Source organism: Pseudomonas sp. BIGb0176 (genome assembly GCF_024810175.1).
GTDB lineage: Bacteria > Pseudomonadota > Gammaproteobacteria > Pseudomonadales > Pseudomonadaceae > Aquipseudomonas > Aquipseudomonas protegens.
Genome location: NZ_JANUEC010000001.1, coordinates 806,971 through 825,335, shown reverse-complemented (window position 1 = coordinate 825,335; position 18,365 = coordinate 806,971). Strand labels below are relative to the sequence as shown.

General features: G+C 56.1%; 23 protein-coding genes and 1 tRNA gene. 10 read left to right on the top strand and 14 right to left on the bottom strand.

The window, feature by feature from the left end:
* The 10 genes from M2395_RS03425 to M2395_RS03380 form a co-directional block, all read right to left on the bottom strand.
* Complete coding sequence (locus tag M2395_RS03425) at window positions 1–189, bottom strand: hypothetical protein (RefSeq protein WP_123430622.1); 189 nt, start codon at window positions 187–189, stop codon at window positions 1–3.
* The gene (locus M2395_RS03420) at window positions 186–2,021 is read right to left on the bottom strand and encodes a terminase large subunit (RefSeq protein WP_123430621.1); all 1,836 of its coding nucleotides are present in this window, start codon (window positions 2,019–2,021) and stop codon (window positions 186–188) included. The genes M2395_RS03425 and M2395_RS03420 overlap by 4 nt, the downstream gene beginning before the upstream one ends.
* Complete coding sequence (locus M2395_RS03415) at window positions 1,984–2,514, bottom strand: P27 family phage terminase small subunit (RefSeq protein WP_102879058.1); 531 nt, start codon at window positions 2,512–2,514, stop codon at window positions 1,984–1,986. The genes M2395_RS03420 and M2395_RS03415 overlap by 38 nt, the downstream gene beginning before the upstream one ends.
* A gap of 173 nt (window positions 2,515–2,687) precedes the next feature.
* Entirely contained in the window at window positions 2,688–3,005 is a 318-nt protein-coding gene (locus M2395_RS03410) for an HNH endonuclease (RefSeq protein ID WP_185057776.1), read from the bottom strand.
* Window positions 3,006–3,065: 60 nt separating this feature from the next.
* On the bottom strand, window positions 3,066–3,407 hold the full coding sequence (locus M2395_RS03405) for a phage holin family protein (protein ID WP_123430619.1): 342 nt from the start codon (window positions 3,405–3,407) through the stop codon (window positions 3,066–3,068).
* Window positions 3,408–3,927: 520 nt separating this feature from the next.
* A complete protein-coding gene (locus tag M2395_RS03400; protein WP_110722775.1) occupies window positions 3,928–4,293 on the bottom strand; it encodes a hypothetical protein in 366 nt (121 codons plus the stop codon).
* Window positions 4,286–6,505, bottom strand: coding sequence for a VapE domain-containing protein (locus M2395_RS03395; RefSeq protein WP_123430618.1), 2,220 nt, complete (start codon window positions 6,503–6,505; stop codon window positions 4,286–4,288). The genes M2395_RS03400 and M2395_RS03395 overlap by 8 nt, the downstream gene beginning before the upstream one ends.
* Complete coding sequence (locus M2395_RS03390) at window positions 6,498–6,722, bottom strand: TraR/DksA family transcriptional regulator (RefSeq protein WP_053152235.1); 225 nt, start codon at window positions 6,720–6,722, stop codon at window positions 6,498–6,500. Before M2395_RS03390 ends, M2395_RS03395 begins: the two co-directional genes overlap by 8 nt.
* A complete protein-coding gene (locus tag M2395_RS03385) occupies window positions 6,715–7,233 on the bottom strand; it encodes a phage regulatory CII family protein (protein WP_047287319.1) in 519 nt (172 codons plus the stop codon). The genes M2395_RS03390 and M2395_RS03385 overlap by 8 nt, the downstream gene beginning before the upstream one ends.
* 331 nt (window positions 7,234–7,564) lie before the next feature.
* The gene (locus M2395_RS03380) at window positions 7,565–7,831 is read right to left on the bottom strand and encodes a hypothetical protein (protein ID WP_123430617.1); all 267 of its coding nucleotides are present in this window, start codon (window positions 7,829–7,831) and stop codon (window positions 7,565–7,567) included.
* Window positions 7,832–7,907: 76 nt separating this feature from the next.
* Here M2395_RS03380 and M2395_RS03375 point away from each other — a divergent pair, with 76 nt between their 5' ends.
* The gene (locus M2395_RS03375) at window positions 7,908–8,630 is read left to right on the top strand and encodes a LexA family transcriptional regulator (RefSeq protein ID WP_123430616.1); all 723 of its coding nucleotides are present in this window, start codon (window positions 7,908–7,910) and stop codon (window positions 8,628–8,630) included.
* Between the two features lies 1 nt (window position 8,631).
* Here the strand turns inward: M2395_RS03375 and M2395_RS03370 are convergent, their stop codons facing one another.
* Window positions 8,632–9,642, bottom strand: coding sequence for a DUF2806 domain-containing protein (locus tag M2395_RS03370; protein ID WP_123430615.1), 1,011 nt, complete (start codon window positions 9,640–9,642; stop codon window positions 8,632–8,634).
* A gap of 314 nt (window positions 9,643–9,956) precedes the next feature.
* On the opposite strand from M2395_RS03370, the gene M2395_RS03365 reads away from it, so the two are divergent.
* From M2395_RS03365 to M2395_RS03335, 7 genes are all read left to right on the top strand, one after another.
* Window positions 9,957–10,541 (top strand): hypothetical protein, encoded by a 585-nt coding sequence (locus tag M2395_RS03365; RefSeq protein ID WP_123430614.1) that lies wholly within the window; start codon window positions 9,957–9,959, stop codon window positions 10,539–10,541.
* Window positions 10,542–10,550: 9 nt separating this feature from the next.
* The gene (locus tag M2395_RS03360; protein ID WP_103739781.1) at window positions 10,551–10,835 is read left to right on the top strand and encodes a DNA-binding protein; all 285 of its coding nucleotides are present in this window, start codon (window positions 10,551–10,553) and stop codon (window positions 10,833–10,835) included.
* A 158-nt stretch (window positions 10,836–10,993) separates the two neighbouring features.
* Window positions 10,994–11,320, top strand: coding sequence for a pyocin activator PrtN family protein (locus tag M2395_RS03355; protein ID WP_123430613.1), 327 nt, complete (start codon window positions 10,994–10,996; stop codon window positions 11,318–11,320).
* Window positions 11,321–11,364: 44 nt separating this feature from the next.
* The gene (locus M2395_RS03350) at window positions 11,365–11,784 is read left to right on the top strand and encodes a hypothetical protein (protein WP_123430612.1); all 420 of its coding nucleotides are present in this window, start codon (window positions 11,365–11,367) and stop codon (window positions 11,782–11,784) included.
* Window positions 11,781–12,791 carry a hypothetical protein gene (locus tag M2395_RS03345; protein WP_185057775.1) on the top strand — a complete coding sequence of 337 codons (1,011 nt, stop codon included), beginning with the start codon at window positions 11,781–11,783 and terminating at the stop codon, window positions 12,789–12,791. The genes M2395_RS03350 and M2395_RS03345 overlap by 4 nt, the downstream gene beginning before the upstream one ends.
* A complete protein-coding gene (locus M2395_RS03340) occupies window positions 12,784–13,050 on the top strand; it encodes a DUF4224 domain-containing protein (RefSeq protein WP_053152253.1) in 267 nt (88 codons plus the stop codon). Before M2395_RS03345 ends, M2395_RS03340 begins: the two co-directional genes overlap by 8 nt.
* A gap of 3 nt (window positions 13,051–13,053) precedes the next feature.
* Window positions 13,054–14,118: a tyrosine-type recombinase/integrase gene (locus tag M2395_RS03335; RefSeq protein ID WP_123430611.1), complete on the top strand. Its 1,065-nt coding sequence runs from the start codon at window positions 13,054–13,056 to the stop codon at window positions 14,116–14,118.
* A 293-nt stretch (window positions 14,119–14,411) separates the two neighbouring features.
* Here M2395_RS03335 and M2395_RS03330 read toward each other — a convergent pair whose 3' ends face one another.
* Complete coding sequence (locus M2395_RS03330; protein ID WP_148071258.1) at window positions 14,412–15,023, bottom strand: hypothetical protein; 612 nt, start codon at window positions 15,021–15,023, stop codon at window positions 14,412–14,414.
* Complete coding sequence (locus tag M2395_RS03325; RefSeq protein ID WP_123430610.1) at window positions 15,016–16,005, bottom strand: hypothetical protein; 990 nt, start codon at window positions 16,003–16,005, stop codon at window positions 15,016–15,018. Before M2395_RS03325 ends, M2395_RS03330 begins: the two co-directional genes overlap by 8 nt.
* A 190-nt stretch (window positions 16,006–16,195) precedes the next feature.
* Here M2395_RS03325 and M2395_RS03320 point away from each other — a divergent pair, with 190 nt between their 5' ends.
* Window positions 16,196–16,669 carry a tyrosine-type recombinase/integrase gene (locus M2395_RS03320; RefSeq protein ID WP_123430609.1) on the top strand — a complete coding sequence of 158 codons (474 nt, stop codon included), beginning with the start codon at window positions 16,196–16,198 and terminating at the stop codon, window positions 16,667–16,669.
* Window positions 16,670–16,768: 99 nt separating this feature from the next.
* On the opposite strand, the gene M2395_RS03315 is transcribed toward M2395_RS03320, so the two are convergent.
* Window positions 16,769–16,842: transfer RNA gene (locus M2395_RS03315), tRNA-Cys, on the bottom strand.
* 405 nt (window positions 16,843–17,247) lie between these two features.
* Here M2395_RS03315 and M2395_RS03310 point away from each other — a divergent pair.
* Window positions 17,248–18,348, top strand: a complete 1,101-nt coding sequence (locus M2395_RS03310) for a polyamine ABC transporter substrate-binding protein (RefSeq protein WP_011061746.1) — start codon at window positions 17,248–17,250, stop codon at window positions 18,346–18,348.
* The last annotated feature ends 17 nt before the right edge of the window (window positions 18,349–18,365 follow it).

Genomic DNA, 18,365 nt, shown 5'->3' with positions numbered 1-18,365 from the left:
TCAGCCACCTCCGGGGGATTGTTTGTTGTGTAAGGCCGCAGCGGCCTTATCAGCAATGTAGGCCCAGAACAGCAGGCAGAGCCCGGCCGCGATGAACGCCGCCGGAATGTGGATCAACGCGATACCGGCAATGAGCAGGCCAAAGCCCAGCACGCCAGCGAGCCACGCGGCCCATGCGATAAGAGTCAAATGCTTACTCCTTCGTCGTAGATGGATTTACCCGAGGAAGCCACAGGGACCGACCCACTGATGCCCGTCGCCATGATGCTGGCGACAATGCCGTCAATACGCCCGATGGCCTTGGACTTGTCCGCCTTGCGGTTGTTGGCCGGGTCGGCGGTGATGACAGCGTTGCTCGCGCACCAGGTCATGACCGGGTTGTCGTCGTGCCGGAGTGGCTCAACCAGATCGGCCACCGTGGCATCGCGGATCAACTCGGCGTCTTCGGCGTCCGGATCAAGCACAGGTGGCGCACGCTCGATGTTGCCCAGCAGACGCCGCTCGAACTCGTCCACCGCGGGGCCCATGTCCTTGTAGCCCTGACCAAAGGGCGCGATCTCCGGCAAGCAGATGTCGTGCTCATCCATCAGTTGCTGGAGATCCTCGATACGCCAGCGGTCATAGGCGATCTTGCGCACGTCGAAGTAGCCGCAGATGGTCTGCAACCGCCGCAGCACAAACAGCTTGCTGATGGCCTTGCCCGGCGTTGTTTCCAGCTCCTTGGCCTTGATCCAGGCCAGGTACGGCACCTTGTCGCGCTTCTCTCGATCAGCCAGCTGGAAATCCGGGATCCAGAAATACGGCAGCATCCGCCAGTGCGGATCCTCGTATGTGGGGAAGAACAGCAGCACAAAAGCCGTCAAGTCCGTGGTACTGGACAGGTCAAGTCCGCCCACACAAGGGCGGTTACGCAACACCGACATCCGCACCCGCTGCGCGGCCTGACTCCAGACGTCCCATGAAATCCAGGGCGCAGAGGCCTGTGTCCACTCGCAGAAATTGAGTCGCCGGACCACCGCCTCTTTCGAGGGCATTCCGCGGGCTTCGGCGACCTGTTCACGCAAGTACTTGCGACCCGGGATCCCATCGACCTGGCCGTCGAGGGCAAACTCCAGACTTGGGTTCACCTTGGGCCAACAGCTTTCGTCCTTGAACGGGTCGTCGCCCTTGTCCAGGCTGCAGATGAAGGCGAAGACACTGTCGTTTTCTTCCTTGCCCGCACAGATCCGCGAGCCCAGTTCGTGGTGCTCCCAGCAAACGCTGGTCTTGTCCGAGCCACTGTTGGTGATCATCACGATCAGCGCCTGCTTCCGGTGCTTGGTACCAGCGCGCAGCATGTTGATGACCGTCGCGGTCTTGTGCTCGTGCACCTCATCCAGCAACCCGATGTGCGGACGCGGGCCGGATTGGCCATCGTCGGCACTGATCGGTTTGAAGAACGACCCCGCGTTCGGGTAGTACAGGTTCCAAACCTTGTCCCCGGTACCCGACCGATGTAGCCGAGCGTTGAGGTGCGGCGACATGTCGACCATCGACACCGCGTCACGGAACAGGACCATGGCCTGATCCTTTTTCGTGGCTGCAGCGTAGATTTCAGCCCGGGCCTCGCCGTCCGCAACCAACCCATACAGACCGATGCCCGCCGCCAAGGGCGACTTGCCACTGCCTTTGGCCGTCTCGATGTAGGCGATCCGAAAACGCCGGTAGCCGTCCTCGGTCTTCCAGCCAAACAGGCTGCCCACGACGAAGGCTTGCCACGGGGCCAGGGTGAAGGGCAGCCCTTCATACTCGCCGCCGTTTAGGCAGAGGACCTCCTCAAAAAAGCCAATGGCCCGATTGGCTGACTCCAAGTCGAAGACCAAGCCACGCTTGTGCCCGCTACGCAGGTCGCGCATGTGCCGGCGACAGGCATTGCGAACATCGGGGCCAGCAACGATTTGCTTGGCAATGACCGCCCGAGCGAACTCGGTGGCGCGATCCAGATCAGCTGAAGTACTTGCTGGCGGCGTCTTTTGGCTCATTAGGGAACAGCTCACCTTGTGGCGCCGTGACTTTCAGATTGCGACGCGCCATAGGCGAGAATCCGAATTGCGCCCCGGCGGCGTTGGCACGTTTCTCGGCGTCGTTCGCCAACTGGCGCCAGATGGATATCTGCTTGGCTCCAGTGGCGAACGTTTGGATGTCGCCTTGTTCCAGGCCTGCGTGCTGAGCATTGACCTCTGCAATCCGGCGACGAAAGCCCTGCCAATCGGCGACGGCTTCGCAGTAACTGGCGAGCGCCATCATGTCGAGCTTGGTCACCAGTCCCAGGACCAGCAGGTCTGGAACCAGGCGTTCCCACTCGGCGACCGCACCATCAGAAAGGCAGTCAGGCATCGGCGGGGCCTGAACCGGAATCGCCGGGGATGTCAGGTCATCCATCAGGGCGCTGAAATTCTTCTTACTCTTGTTGCCGTCCAACACATGCAGCACTGTCGGTTTGGGCGTCCGACCTGAATTGCCGTTTCCAGCCATGTGAACCTCCTTGAAAATCGGACCTTAACCCCCGAACCTCTTCATCCCCCCCTTGCCATTTTTCCCGGCGTTGCACAGAGAGAGGGGCGAACGGTCTAGAACGTTTTCGGGAAAGGATTTTTTGCCCCCCCTCCCCAAAAAATGATTATTTTTTGCACAATTTTGGTGCGCGCTCACCGATTCCAGTGATGGCCCGGATCCAGGGGCTTTCCGCCCTGATCGCAGCCAACCTCGCGCCCGGATTTCTCCAGTCGCTGCTTGTAGGAGTTGTGGCAAGGGATGCAGAGCGACTGCCAGTTGTTGCGGTCCCAGAACAGGGTCATGTCACCGCGGTGAGGAACGATATGGTCAACCACACCGGCCGCCTCGACGATGCCGCGGCGCTCGCAATTGCTACACAGCGGATGCTTGCGCAGAAAACCTTCACGCGCTTGTTGCCACCGGTAGTTGTAGGGGCTGATGACCTTCGTTGGCATTGCAGGTGCGGGCATCAGTTCATCCTCCTTTACCAACTCAAGCCCGAAAGCCGCGGTTATGGACCACAGCGACGTTCAGACCGCTCCATCGCCGGAGGGCGGTTGCGAAACTCCAATCCGTCTAGCCGCCCAGCGCTCGTACAAGCCAATGGCAACATCCGCCCCAGCCATCGCCGTCAGGCAACCGAAGGCGCCCGCCGTCCAGATCGAAACCCCTGCACCAATCAGCAACATCATCGCCGCCATCCCGCAGGCGATGCAGGCACCGGAACGCAGCGCGAGACGCCGAACCAATGCCCAACCTCGCGCCCCTTCCTTGTCTGCCCGCCACATCTCCCCGGACACGCCGCCCACCAGGGCCAGGACGATCACTAACCAGATCGGCATCTCTGCCAGCGCTTGTTGCTCGTTCGTCATCGCCTGCCCCTTAAACGCAAAAACCCGGCGCAAAGGCCGGGTTTGGTGTGTGGGTGCCTGCCGCTCTCTGCGGTCGCACCTATCGAAGATGGCTACTTTTTACAGGTGGATTCCGGTGGCAGCAACCCTGTTTTAACGCCACCCGGTGAATGTCGGGTGAACGCCTAGGCAATGTCGGCGAATATCTTTATTTCGGCTTTCAGTGCCTTTGGCGCTGTCCTGCCTGTCCCACTGATAGTGAGTCAGGCAGGACAGCTACAGGCCCCGAAATACAAGGCTCTGCCCTACTGTCCTACCTTTATCTTTCCTTTCTCGCCTGTAAGAAGAAATTGAAAGACACGCGTGCGCGCCCACGGCGCGTAGTGTGTGCCCGCTGCGCTCATGTGTGCGCATGACGCGCTTAGAGGTTGGACAGTAGGACAGCCCAGGAATGACAAGGCCCGCGCTTGTCCTGCTGCGTTAAAACGCGGTCGGACAAGGCGAGCCAGTAGGACAGAGACAAGCGCACCGAGGGTAAGCGTCAAGCCACCTTCCCCATCAGCATGCCCTCGATGAACACATGCGCCTGGTGCAGGCGCTGGTAGTAAGTCTCACGACTGCAACCACAGTGCGCGTACTTCTGGGCCAAGAAGCTGTCGTGATTGCAGTAATGCTCCATCACCACCAGGGCCAGCTCGGGCGGCAGGTGCTTGTTGACGATCAACTCGATATCGGCCGATTCATCCAGCAGCACCCGGCTGCCCCGGGTGCCCCGTATCAGCTCGCCTTTGCACTCCATCAGCATGGCGATCATGTTGCCGCCACCCGCACTGCCGATGGCCAAGGTCGTGGGCATGTGCAGATCCTGGGCCCAGAGTTTGAGCATCTCGTCGATTCGCTTAATCAAAGCAAGGCTCCTCCTCCATCGACGCCACCTGCAAGGCAGAGCCGCGCCCCCAGTTGGTCGGCTTCTGATAGGCCCATGGCCGTATACCACTCTTGGCCAGTGCCGGCATACGCCTCTTGCGCCACCCCAGCCGATGCATGATCGCACCCACACGCATCTGCTCCGGCTTCCCCCAGTGACTGGGATCGATCTTCAGAACCTCGGACAGGATCTGACTGCCAGTGGTGGTCTCCCCCAAGTGCGACTCTTCCAGCCACTTCAGAATCGGCACCTCCCATTCATCCACCACAAAGCGCTCTTCCTGCGCCTCGGCGAACAACGGCGCTTCATCACGAATCACCCACCAGATATCGCCAGCCTGATAGCAGAACATCGCCTCGGCCCAGAGCTGGTCGCGGATCTGTCGCAGTTGCTCCAGGTCGACCTTGGTGCAGGCCACAGGCCAATAACGCCGGTTGCCGGTGGCGTCCTTGAGGTATTCATCCTGGTTGGTGGTGCCCACGAAAACACACTGGCGTGGCACATCCATGGTTCTGCGACCGTAGCTCTCGCGGTAGGTATCCACCGAGGCCGAGAAGAACTGTTTGGCCTTGGTCGATTCGGCTTTGTTGAAGCTGTCCAACTCGCCCAGCTCGATAATCCACTTGCCCCGGATCGCCTGGAACGCATCCTTGTCGCCCAGGGTAAACGGCGTGTCCATAAACCACGAACCGCCGAGAATACTCATGGCCGTTGACTTACCGGCGCCCTGGGCGCCTTCCAGAATCATCACCGAGTCCGCCTTGCAACCCGGCGCCATCACCCGGCCCACCGCCGAAACCATCCAGCGCTTACCGACCTTTGAGCTGTAGTCGGTCGGTTCCACGCCCATAATCTCGGTGAGCCAGGAGTCGAGGCGGGGCACGCGGTCCCACTCAAGGCCGCGCAGGTAATTGCGCACGGGGTGAAACGCTCGATAGTGCGCCACCACGCTCACTGCCTCGATCACGTTGCCGACCTTGACCCGCAGGTTGTACTGCTGCGCGAGCCACTTCATCACCAGCATGTCGTCGATGTCGGCCCAGTCGCCGGTGTCGCCGCCATAGGGCGGTACCCGCAGCTTGACGATCTTGGCGCTGAACGAACAGAAGCCAATCACCCCGGCCCAGCGCTCATCATTGCTCAGGATCAGTTCAACGTTCTGCATGTGCGCGATTAGCATGCCACTGTCGCTGCGGGCCAACAGATCCCGCCAGCCACCCGCAGCGGGTGGCCTGACCACCGCCAGCACCTGACGACGCACTGCCTCCAAACCTTCGGCGCAATGCAGGTCGTTGAAGTCGGTCCACTTGATCTCTCGCTCGCCGGAAAAGATCGGCGCCACCACCTGGCCGCCGACCACCGCCGCTGCGTTCTCCGCTCGTTCCTTGCCGGGATTCCAGGGTTCTCCGTTAGGACGCGTTGTCTTCCAGTCATCATCCCCACAGACAATGATCGGACGACCCGGAAAGCGCTCCCGCATCGCCTTGGACACCTGCATGAGGTTGCCGGCATCAAAGGCAATGGCCACAGTCAGCGAAGTCGCCATATGCAGGCTGACGCCGGTCGCGTACCCCTCACAAACCAGAATCGGCTCACCCGGCTCCGGGTGTGGACCGACCAAATGAAAGGCCCCATCCTTCGACATCCCGTAAGGCCAATAGGACTTGTCGCGGCCAGTGTTCTGCAGCTTCTCAGGATAGATAACCTGCAGGCCCACAATCTGGTCGCGCACGTTGCTCATGGGCACCAGAAACGCCCCCGAGCGCGGTGCATAGCGCACACCGAAACCAACGATCTGCTTTCGGTCCAGGTAAGCGCTTTTGCCCTTCTCCGGCATACGCTTGAACAACCCGGCGGCACGCCTTGCCGCACGACGCGCCGCATTGGCCGCCACTTCCGCCGCCCGGCGTTTCGCCTCTTCCTGCCGGGCGCGCATCACCTCACGCTCCTCAGCACTCATCCGCCCGGGTTTGACCTTAATCTTCTGCGTCACACCCGAACGCCAGTCGCCAAAACTACCGAAGATCAGGGTCTCGCCCTTCTCGGTGTAGTGCTCATGCACCACGTACCAGCCGTTTTTCTCCTTGCCCTTATCCTGCGCCGTCTTGCAGCGGGTGAGCTTGCCGAACACCAACGGCTGCGCGGGCTCCAGGCCGTAATCGGCGAACTGCACCAAGACCTCATCAAGCATGGCGGGCCCTCCGCACATCATCGATCTCCTGACAGGTCACACACATGGTGCAACCCGGCTGCGCCAAGCGGCGCGCTTCGGGAATAGGACCGTCACAGTCTTCGCAGATGAGGAAGGAATGCGCCGCCAGCTCAGGTCTCAGCAACTGACGCGCCGCAAGCGCTTGATCGAGGCGCTCTTGCACCAGATCGTTGGCAAAATCCGCAAGGTCAGCCATGGTCCGCCCCCCGAGTGGTCTGGTTGACGTAACTGGCGCGGTTAAACATGCCCAGCAGCCCCTGTATGCCGCGAAACACCTGCAGGCGGATTTCGGCCAACTCGGCATCACTTACCACGCCATCGCCGATGCTCTTGGCCCAGGTGTCGGCCAGGTCCGCAACCTGACGGAAATACACCGCAATGCCCGTGGTTAGCGTCTCCGGCATGTCATTGGTGTAAGCCTCGGCCAACTCCTGCCAGATCGTGTCCCCTACCAAGGCATGCACCGCATCGAGAATGCGCCGGTCCTTGGTCAGCTCCAGAATCTCGCCGAATTCTTGAATGTTGATGCTGTGGCTGGGATGGGTGGGAGACAGCTTGTGCTGCAGCGTGGTCGGGTTGCGGCCGGTGGTGGCGGCGATGGCAGCGGCGCCACCGGGATAGTCCCGGGCAGCATGGTAAAGCGCGAGATCGAGCGGCAAGACTTCCCGCTTGGCCCGCTCAACAGAGTTCAAAGCGATACGGCTCATGGCATTAATCCTTAAAAGTTGCCAGTGCCGCGCAGCATGCAGTGGTGATACATTTGCCGCGTGGCTTGAAAGGGCCCAAACGCCGGCTAGATCCGCAAGATCGACACCGGCACCGTGCCGAGGCGAACAATCCGTTGTTCACCTCTGGCGCAACAGCTGCCCTATCTGTGGTGGAGAAGGCAGCAACCCAAGGCTTCCGAGCCTTGAAAGCGCGGTTGAAGTAGACGTTTTTGCATGTGGTGTGCACGCCTACCTAAACCGCGACCCGGCGACACTGTGGTGGTGTGTGCTGGGAGGAACTGGGCGATCTTCGGATCGCCTTTTTTCTTTTTTATTTTGCAGCGGGTTTAATAGGTATTCCTGCTGTCAGTAACCAACCTGATTCAAGCGGAACCCCCTGCTTAAAGGCTGCACTAGCAAGAAGCTCTGCGTATTGTGTCTCGCCGGTATATTCGGTACGTGGCCAGCGGCCTGATTGACGCCACTTGCTAAGCGCCTGACTACTTCGTCCACAGATCTGTGCCGCAACGCCAATCCCACCAACAGCCTTAAACGCAAACGCAATAGCATTTTGCTCATAAATATGGTGCACGATCATGACCTCAAAAAATCAACGTTCAGTTGATATTAAAGATCAACTGACTATTGTGCAAGCTTTATGCAACCATCAACCAATGGTTGACAAGAACGATTTGCGATCCGCTTTTTCTGCACGCCTCCATGAGGCACTAAACGACGCTGGCGTTAGATCCAGAGGGCGGGGTGTGGACATCCACCGCCAACTACGGTACCTGGGCGTTCATAAAACACCTCAAGCGATCAGTAAGTGGCTGAACGGAGAAGCTATTCCAGAGGCCGACAGCATGGTCGTCCTGTGCTCTTGGCTGAATGTGAGAAGGGAATGGCTGGAATACGGGGTCGAACCGAAGTCCTACGTTAATCATTTACCTCTTTCAGAGGATCTGGTGGCCAATGCGCATCCGATTACCAAACCCTTTGAGAAGGTACCCCTGATTTCCTGGGTACAAGCTGGAGCGTGGTGTGAGGCCGCATCTAATGTTGACCATTATGATGCTGAAGCTTGGCTGTCTTGCCCCGTTGCAATCAGTAAAAATGGTTATGCGCTGAAAGTACATGGAGATTCGATGACGAATCCTGGGTCTGGTAGAAGTTATCCGACTGGTTGCATCATTTTTGTCGACCCAGAAGCAGAAGTGATAACTGGGGATCGAGTTATTGCAAGAATCCCCAGAACAAATGAAGCCACCTTTAAAATATTAGTAGAAGACGCTGGTAGTCTTTACCTTCGCCCTATAAACCCCCAGTACCCAATTATTCCTATTACTGAGGAAACTCAAATATGTGGAAAGGTGGTAGGAACCTTCGTCCCCGAATAATTCAAACCAACAACTCCCCTTTCTTGAAGTAACTATTTCCGCTCACTGATTCCCAAGTAGCAAAATAAACTTTAAATCCTTCTTTACCAAGATGACTCGAAAACTCCCTAAGCACATCTATAGAGTTTGAAAAGTCACCTAAACCGAAAATCTGACTACCTAGCGCCGTCACTTTATACCCCCTCAAGGTTGTAGTCTTTTGGGGGTCATCATGCTCTATGATTAAACCTTGACCATTGTAAAGAGCCATCCCTGAAACCCAACGATTTTGCTCGGCTGACCTCAACATCTGGCTCAGCCCACCTGTAACACCTGTCAACACCCCTAAGGCCTCAAGCTCAAGAAGCTGATTAAAATTAAGATCCATTTCTAGTAGCTTGCTATCTGCCCAAATCAACCCTTCAAAATTAAATTTAGAAAGCTGTTGAATTAGAGAAGCCTCAACTGAAGACAGGTTCCTGACAAAGTCTAAAAATCGCAAACTGAAAGCTCCCGGAGATTTTAGCTCTCCGGCCAATAACCGCCCCCAGAGAAGTTGAAGCTGTTCTTTCGACACTCCGCCGGCGTACTCTTTCCATCGAGCAAACCAGTCATCATCAACTTCACCATCCGGTTCACTCTCGGCGCCTTGAGAAAGGTCATCTTCAGCATGGAAGAGTGCTTTCGTAACATTGATCCCTCTACTCAACCTTTCACAACGCGCCTCATGATTTACATCTTCCATAATTGCAGAGAGATCGATAACTGGCTCGACTCTTTTACCAAGCAAATTTGGCCGCTGCTCGTCAGCAAAGCCTATCTTTAGACGGATATCAGATACGTTCTTCTGTCCCGATCTGATCTCCTCTGCCTCCCGCTCAGTCTGTGCCAGAAGTAACCGTTCACGGCGTTGGATCTCAGCTGTCGCCATACCTTCACGTCTCATTTGGTACGGCTTCCAAAACCCTCCTACTCCTTTTTCTGCGACGGTCTTCCATAAGGCAATGATGAGCTCCTCTCCTGGCACTTTCATGCTACGACCTCCTTGCTAGCTGACGAACGGTGAATTTAGCCATCCAATCTTCAAAGCGCAATATATAAACCATCAGTTGACATTGTGAAATCCATGGTTGATATTCCGCCTCACTCTCCCACCACAGAGCGAGGCAACACCATGCACACCACGGCATCCCTGCACGCCCACCCAGCAGCCGCAACCCCCCTGCGCATCTTCGAAATTCGCCGGCTTGCACAAGAATTCGGGTGCATCTTTGTCCCATCCAAGCCCAAACCTAAACGCTACGCAGCTCCTCCACCCGTCTATCCCAACGGCGGAGGTAACGCGGCATGAGCAAGTTCAGAGTCGACAACCGCACGCTGCAACTGCTCAAGGCCCAGGTCAACCTGAGCGAAACCTTCCACCACACCCTGCGCGATTTACCACAGCGCACGGCGTTGAAACTTCGGCTGAAGGTTGATCGCAACCCGACAGACACCACTTTTGTTGTCGAGGTCGGCAGCGAACGCCACACGCTGACCCTGGCCAACGACAAGAAAGCCCACTTGAAGCTGGCTGACTTCATCGAAGAAATCGCCAACGGCCCAATCGATCCTAACGCCGAGCTGGCTCCACCACGGCACGCCGAGCGCGTGTTCGGAGCCTTCAGCGCCCAACAGCGCGAACAGGTGTTTGGTGTGGTGTGCCTGGGTGGCTTCCTCGATCTGGATCTCGGGTTTGAACTGCCGATTCGTCTGGCCATGCACCGCACCCGAACGCGCAAGGACGTCACTGTTATCCTGAGCATCGGCATCAAAAGCCCACGGACCAAGTGCTTCACCGTCTCGGGCAGCGACGTGCAGATGTACCAGGATGTCTGCGAATCCATCCTTCACTTGGCAGCGCTGGCGACTCCCGCCGCGCACGCTGCTTAGGAGGCCACCATGGATCGCAACCTCAAGGAAACGGCCCGGTACTTCGGCATCACACGACCGCACCTGATCGGCCTGATGCAAGAGAAAGGCTTGCTCAACGCCGAGCGACTGCCGGCCTATCCAACGCGCGACCGTGAGTACCTGGGAACCAAGGAAGGCAAATGGTTCCACCCGGAGCTGGGCCTGCAATACAGCCAGTCAACGCGGGTTCGACAGGCCGGCATTCCCTGGCTCGCCGAGCAACTGGGCCTCGCCCTGCCCGCTATCCCGGCAGATCGCCGTGACGTGGCCTAGGGAGTACGCCCGCCAGATCATCGCCTTACGGACCAAAGAGGAGCGCAACGCTGCGCTCCTTGAGGTACCCGAGCATCTGCGCGAGCTGACCAAAGCCCACTGCCTGATTACCTGGAACCACCCGAAACGCCGCCAGCGCATGGAGAGCCAGCAAGCCAATGAGTAACGCCAACCAGACCCCGCTGCGCCTGATGCCAGCACCGGAAACCGCCACCGTCGAACTGCTGTATCGCACCTTCGGCGATGTATTGATCCCGCTGGAAAAGATCCGCGTGCAGTACTTCCGCAACCTCAACGAACAGTCGTTCGCCGCCGAGATCAGCAGCGGCCGCATTCAACTGCCCGTCACCACCCTGGACAGCAGTCGCAAGGCGCCGAAGTACGCACACATCCGCCACGTTGCCGCACTGATCGACATCCGCGCCTACCGGGCGGATGAAGAACACGCCAAGCAACTGGCCGACGCCAACGATCATGACCAATAACCCAACGGCTGCCACCACCAGCCAAACCCACCGGAGCACACCACATGACCCACATACAGATCATTGCCCTGATCGGCCTGATACTCACCGTCGCCCTGCTCTACTGGGCCGGCTACCTGATAGGCCGAAGCAATGGCCGAGCAGCCGGGATCGAGGAAGGCAAAGCCGTTGCCGAAGCGGACAACGCGAGAGCACTGCGCGAGTTGAAAACCGCCCTCAAGTTCGTTCGAGCCGATAACCAAAGGCTGGCTCAACTGCAAAAGCACCTGCAGGACAGCCAAGCCCTCAAGCCAGCACATCGCCAGACCTTACTGGCCATCGCGGATCTGCTGCGCATCGCCGCCGACACCTTCAGCGCCTTCAAAACCGGAAAAAAACTCGAAAGAGATTCGCGCTCGCTGCGCGATCAAGCCCTGGCCATGGCCGCCCTAGTGGAGCCAGTAGCAAAGGAGGAAGCGGCATGAGCCAGCAGATCGATGGACCAGCCCGCTATCAGAAACCGGAGGAAAGCGGCATGCCGCACGCTAAGCCCACCGCCCAAGCCATGACCGCTTTGCTCCGCAACGCCGCCAGCGTCGACGCGCAGAAAACAAAGAGCCTCTGCTGCGTAGCAGCAGGCATTACTGCTCTTGCCCGCAGAACCACCGAGGTACGTATACCCCACGCAAAGCTGCGCGGGGCAGCCACACCTGGAGCAACGCTGAACGCTCAGAGTGGGCCGCTCGCGCAGCTTGTGGAGGGGTACAAGTACCGTCCAAATTCAAAGCTATTAAATAATCAAAAATCCATTTTTCTCGCAGAAATCCTCAAGAAAACCATGTGTTTTAGAGAGCACATGCGCAATAGGAGTGCTATCCCCCTTAATACGAACCATCAAAGTTTTCGAATACTGAACAAGAGGCTCTCCTGCTCTGGTGATACCTGCCATGGCCGGCACAAAAGACTCGAACAAAGGCACGTCAGTCCGCACGCTAGTGTCTGTGTGCTGATCATCAGCGAAGTGCTTGAAGGAGTTTGCTATTTCTCTGCACACACCAAACTCGGGACATTGTGTTTTCAAGCCAACTTGAAATCGCGTTTTCCCCTTGGTCTTAGAGGCCGAAGGTGCCGCCAGCAGCCAGACATCCCTTTGTTGCGGCGTCCCGGCATGCCATATCCACTCGCAAAGATGAAAAGCCGTGATCGCAGCATTGATGGCGTGATAGCTCAAAGTCTCCACCGTATCGATGCTCTGAGAAAATTGAGCCTTTTGAAGTTGCTCGATCTCCCAATCAAGCTTTGCCAGCACATCGCTTACAGCTTTGATTTGGAACGTTCGAACGGTTTGAGGCGCAGTGGCACTACCATTGGGGCTTCTAGTCGTCATAAAGATTTTTTCCCTTTTCAATTGCACACGACTCCTTCTCTGCCCGTTAAATCCGGAAGGCAAGTACTGCAGCGTGCATCACTGCGAGGCTACCGGTATGAGTAAAAGAACAGGGTCTATCGAATCTGTCGCGCTGCCAAGCGAAACACTCAACCAGGAGGAGCTCGTCGCCATTACGGGCTATCAGATCCCCTCCCGACAAATCCAGTGGTTGACCCGCAACGGCTGGGAGTACGTTCTGACCGGGGCCAGACGCCCCATCGTTGGTCGTATTTATGCCCGTCTCAAATTGGCGGGCGTAAAAGCCTCAACGACAAACGCAGTCGCAGAGACCTGGACCCTCGACTTGTCGAAGGTAGGCTGACACATGCGCCATAGAACGCTAGAAAACCGGGACCTGCCGCCTCGAATGCTCAGGCGTACCCGTAAAAGAAAGAGCGGCAAGATCTGGGTCGGGTACTACTACTGCGGGCGCAATGCCGATGGCAAGCGCGTCGAGATTCCACTGGGTAGCGACCTTGATGAGGCAAGGATCGAATGGGCCAGGTTAGAGCGCACCGCGCCACCGAAACCTGCGCACCTGATGGGAGCTCTCTTCGACAAATACGAAGCGAAAATCATCCCCGGAAAAAAGCCACGGACTCAAAGCGACAACCTCAAGGAGCTCAAGCAACTGCGCAAAGCCTTCGAGAACGCTCCCATCGATGCGATCACGCCTCAGATCGTGGCTCAGTACCGCGACGCCCGCACCGCCAAGGTGAGGGCCAATCGGGAAATTGCACTGCTCTCCCACGTGTTCACCATCGCCAGAGAATGGGGCATGACTGATAAGGCCAACCCGTGCTTTGGTGTGCGCCGCAACAAGGAAACCCCGAGGGACTACTACGCGGGCGATATCGTCTGGGACGCCGTATATGCCCAGGCAGCGCAGGAGCTCAGAGACGCCATGGATCTTGCGTACCTCACCGGGCAGCGGCCCGCGGATGTACTGAAGGCCGCTACCACAGACATGAGCGAAGGTTTTCTGCGGATTGGCCAGGGCAAGACCGAGAAACGCTTGCGAATTCTTCTGGAGGACGCTGGCAAACAATCAGACTTGGCGGTCTTCCTGGAGAAACTAAAGGAACGACGCGCCATGAATCGCATCAAGACCTCGGTACTGATCACCAACGCCTCAGGCTTGCGCATGAGCCAGCAGATGCTGCGCAATCGCTGGGACGAGGCCCGGGAAAAGGCCGCTATCAAGGCAGCCGCCGATGGCGATAACGCTCTGGCAACGAGCATCCGGCAATTTCAGTTTCGTGACATACGACCAAAAGCCGCCAGCGAGATAGCCCTGGAGCATGCCAGCAGGCTGCTCGGCCACTCTTCCGAGGAGATCACCAAGAAGATCTACCGACGCGTCGGAGAGATCGTAAAACCCACGAAATAAGGAGGGGGTTACGGAACTGATTTCGCAGAAGCTTCCAGCGACCCGAAACCGAATTTCATAAGGATGTGCAACGAACAAGTAGTCGACACTACCTCCGGGACTGCAGCTAGCTCAATCGATCCGATCAAGGGATGGAAAGACGTACATCGACCTCCATGCTGAGAGCTGTATAGCGCCAAGCAATTCTTCATCGAATCCATCCCCATTTAAACAATGAAAATCATCTGCTTTTTGTAACCTTACAAATAGGAAACACGACCTGCAAAGGAGTAAAGCAGGAGACTAACCCATGATCACTGTAGAGCCTTCCAACGAATTGCCGTCATAACAGAGTGATAAACATTAAATATGAACGACTTAAGCTGAAGAAGTAAAAAAAACAGTCCCGCATATAAAAAAACATATGCCCCACCAACAAACCACTCACTAATTTTGCATGATATCGGCGAAAGCAAAATCACCTTATGAACCAACCCTCCCTTTACACCAAAAACAATTACAAACAAGCAAAACACCGTATACAGCAAATAATATATAAACACCCTCATAAATATGAAGAAATTATTCTTCAGATAGGAAAGTCCTGAAACCTCATGACGATGCGCCGACATAGCTACAAACATTTCCGGCTGACTAATTGTAGCAAATATTGTAAACCCTGCCAGCAGAAACCCCAATACAGAAACAACTATACCCATTGCAACCGAAGAGAACTCGCGCACTATCTTCAGCTTTTCATCAAGAGATATATCAAGCACGCAGTATTGAAGCACCACCAGCAAAGTCACAACAACAATCGACCAAAAATTAAACCCATTGAATGGAATTCTTCGAGCCTTTAGGTAAACAGCCCAAAGGCTTTTTTCTTCAGTTAAAGACTTAGGCGACAGATCATCATTATTCATGGTCGTCCTCTCGATAAGCTTCCAGTTTCGCACGAGCCTCGCGAGGCGGCGTACCCACACGGATCAAGCCATCACCGACAAGCTGGAGAAACTTACTAAACATTTTCCTAGCAATTCTAGCAGGTGTGTGACTATTAACCTCTACAGTTGTCTTTAACTGAAAGTCTCTATTATCACCTTTCACAGTAGTACCGGATGAATCCTTGCCCACCATAACTACCTTCTGAGTACCTTGCGCCGTAGCTGCTTGAACCTCACCGATCACAGTGTCTTTATCAAGCCCTTGTGTATTTGAATGCTTTACCGTTGTCGTCTTACTTCCAACCTCATCCTTCTGTTTTTGAATCGCTCGGAAAAACCCTTCATTATCCTGCTCATCATTCCTATCAGAAAACTTATAGGTGACCGAACTCAACACTTCATACTGCCTAACAAACTCCTCAACACTTCGAGCAGATGTTAGAGGAATCAAATCCAAAGTTGGAGGAAAGTGATCAATCATCAATTGCTTTTTTGTAATTCGCTCACCAGCCTCTTTACTTTCATCAGCGAGCCGATCAATAAACTCTTTATGCTTAACCTTTATAAAACTTTCAACAGTAGTTTTAAAACTATCAAGACTAGGAGCATGCGAAACTTCTTTCAGATAGATCAATCTATGAACATCTAAAACCAAAACAAAAATAGCAGAAGGAGAGGATTGCAGCTCTTCGTGATCCTCAATCAAACCTTTGGATTGACTATATACCTGCTCACGCTTAAGTAACGTATCCTTGATAAAACGCCCTACCAGAAGAACTCGACCCTCAACAGTAACAATCTCCACCTTATTAAAAAAATATGAAGTATCACTGTACCGCCTGACTAGCTTCTCATCGAAAAACGCTGGATAAACGACAGTATCAAAGTAATCAAGCAAATTCTTTGAACCAAACTTACAAACAAGATTTCCCATTTCGATTGGGCGCTGAACTTTTGACATAGATCCCTCTATATACACTGCTATACGATGGCTAAATGACACCCACAATAGCGACTCGTATTTTTTTTGTCACCACTTACGATAGTCTAAGGAACCTTCCCGACCTAGCTATGCAAGGAGACCGATTCAGGTCGACGCGTCGATTCTGCCCTGAATTTTCTCTCAGGCAGCGCAGGAGTTCAGAGACGCCATGGATCTTGGGCAGCGGCCCGCGGATGTGCTGAAGGCTGCGACCACAGACATGAGCGAAGGCTTTCTGCGGATTGGCCAGGGCAAGACCGAGAAACGCTTGCGAATTCTTCTGGAGGACGCTGGCAAACAATCGGACCTGGCGGTCTTCCTGGAGAAGCTAAAGGAACGACGCGCCATGAATCGCATCAAGACCTCGGTGCTCATCACCAACGCTTCAGGCTTGCGCATGAGCCAGCAGATGCTGCGCAATCGCTGGGATGAAGCCCGGGAAAAGGCCGCTATCAAGGCAGCTGCCGATGGCGATAACGCTCTGGCAACGAGCATCCGGCAATTTCAGTTTCGTGACATACGACCAAAAGCCGCTAGCGAGATAGCCCTGGAGCATGCCAGCAGACTGCTCGGCCACTCTTCCGAGGAGATCACCAAGAAGGTCTACCGACGTGTCGGAGAGATCGTAAAACCCACGAAATAAGGAGGGGGTTGCGGAACACATTCCAAAAGTTGCGGAACACCTGACAAATTTCAGGCAAGAAAAAAGCCCGTAGATCATTGATCTACGGGCTTTTTATAGTGGAGGCCGAGGTCGGAATCGAACCGGCGTAGGCGGATTTGCAATCCGCTGCATAACCATTTTGCTACTCGGCCCCAAATGCCCAATGCCTGAAACACAACACTGGACACGTACAAACTGGAACGGCTAACGAGATCAACTTCACCTCGTAACTCTTTGATTTCTAAAGAGTTTTTCCGTTTCCTCGCTGAGGAATGGTCGCAATTATGGACGTGTTTTCCATTCCTGGCAACTCCTATTCGAGATTTTTTCTGCCGGGCTGTTTCTACAGGTTTCCGGGCTGAGCCAATCCGTCGGGTGAACAGCCTGGTGTTCGCCAACGAGGCGGGATGATTGCACAAACCCATCCAGATAGCTGCCCCCTTCTGTGTTTGCCCACCTACCCGATCGGGTTATGGCGTGGGCCGGGGCGCTCGCGGACAGTTACGCCAACGGCTCGACCCGGGCTCCTTCCATCACGTTCAAGGCGGAATTGAAGTATGCGTACAGCTTTCCCTGCGATGTTTGGCGTGGTTCTGGCACTGACGGCGGCTTGGGCACAGGCCGGTGAGCCTGGAGACAAGACCCTGCGCCTGTACAACTGGTCGGACTATATCGGCGAGAACACCCTCGCCGGGTTCGAGAAGGCCACCGGGATCAAGGTGATCTACGACACCTTCGATTCCTATGAAACCGTCCAGGGCAAGCTGCTGCCGGGGCGCTCCGGCTACGACCTGGTGGTGCTCAACGCGGCCCTGGTACCGCCCTTGATCAAGGCGCGGGTGTTCCAGCCGCTGAACAAGGCCTTGCTGCCCAGTTGGCAGAATCTCGACCCGCAGGTGCTCAAGAGCCTGGAAAGCTACGACCCGGGTGTGCAGTACTCGGCGCCCTATACCTGGGGCAGCAATGGCGTGACCTATAACGTCGACAAGGTCCGCGAGCGCATGCCGGACGCGCCCATCGGTTCTCTGGCCATGCTCTTCGATCCCAAGGTGGTGTCGCGCTTCGCCGATTGCGGGGTGACGCTGCAGGATTCGCCCACCGACATTCTGCCGCTGGTGCTGGCTTACCTGGGGCGCAATCCCAACAGCGCCGCCCCCGAGGATTTGAAAGCGGCGCAGGATGCCTTGATGGCGGTGCGCCCCTATATCCGCAAGTTCGACTCCACCAGCTACCTCAATGGCCTGGCCAATGGCGACCTGTGCGTCAGCGCCACCTGGTCCGGCGACTACGCCACGGCCCAGGCCAGGGCCAACGAGGCCGGGGCACCGGTCAAGCTCGACTATTTCATTCCCAGGGAAGGCTCGCTGATCTGGTTCGACGATTTCTACATCCCCGCCGACGCGCCGAACGTGGCCAGCGCCCATGCCTTTATCCAGTACCTGCTGCAACCTAAGGTAATGGCCGAGGTCAGCGACTACATCCGCTACGCCAACGCCAACCTCAAGTCCACGCCACTGTTGAGCGCCGAGGTGCGGGACAACCCGGCGATCTACCCCGATGCCCAGACCCGCGAGCGGCTGTTCACCCAGAAGATCCAGACGCCCGCCAGCACCCGGCTGATCACCCGTACCTGGAACATGGTGAAGATCGGCAAGTGAGCCCCCCCCCCCGAACC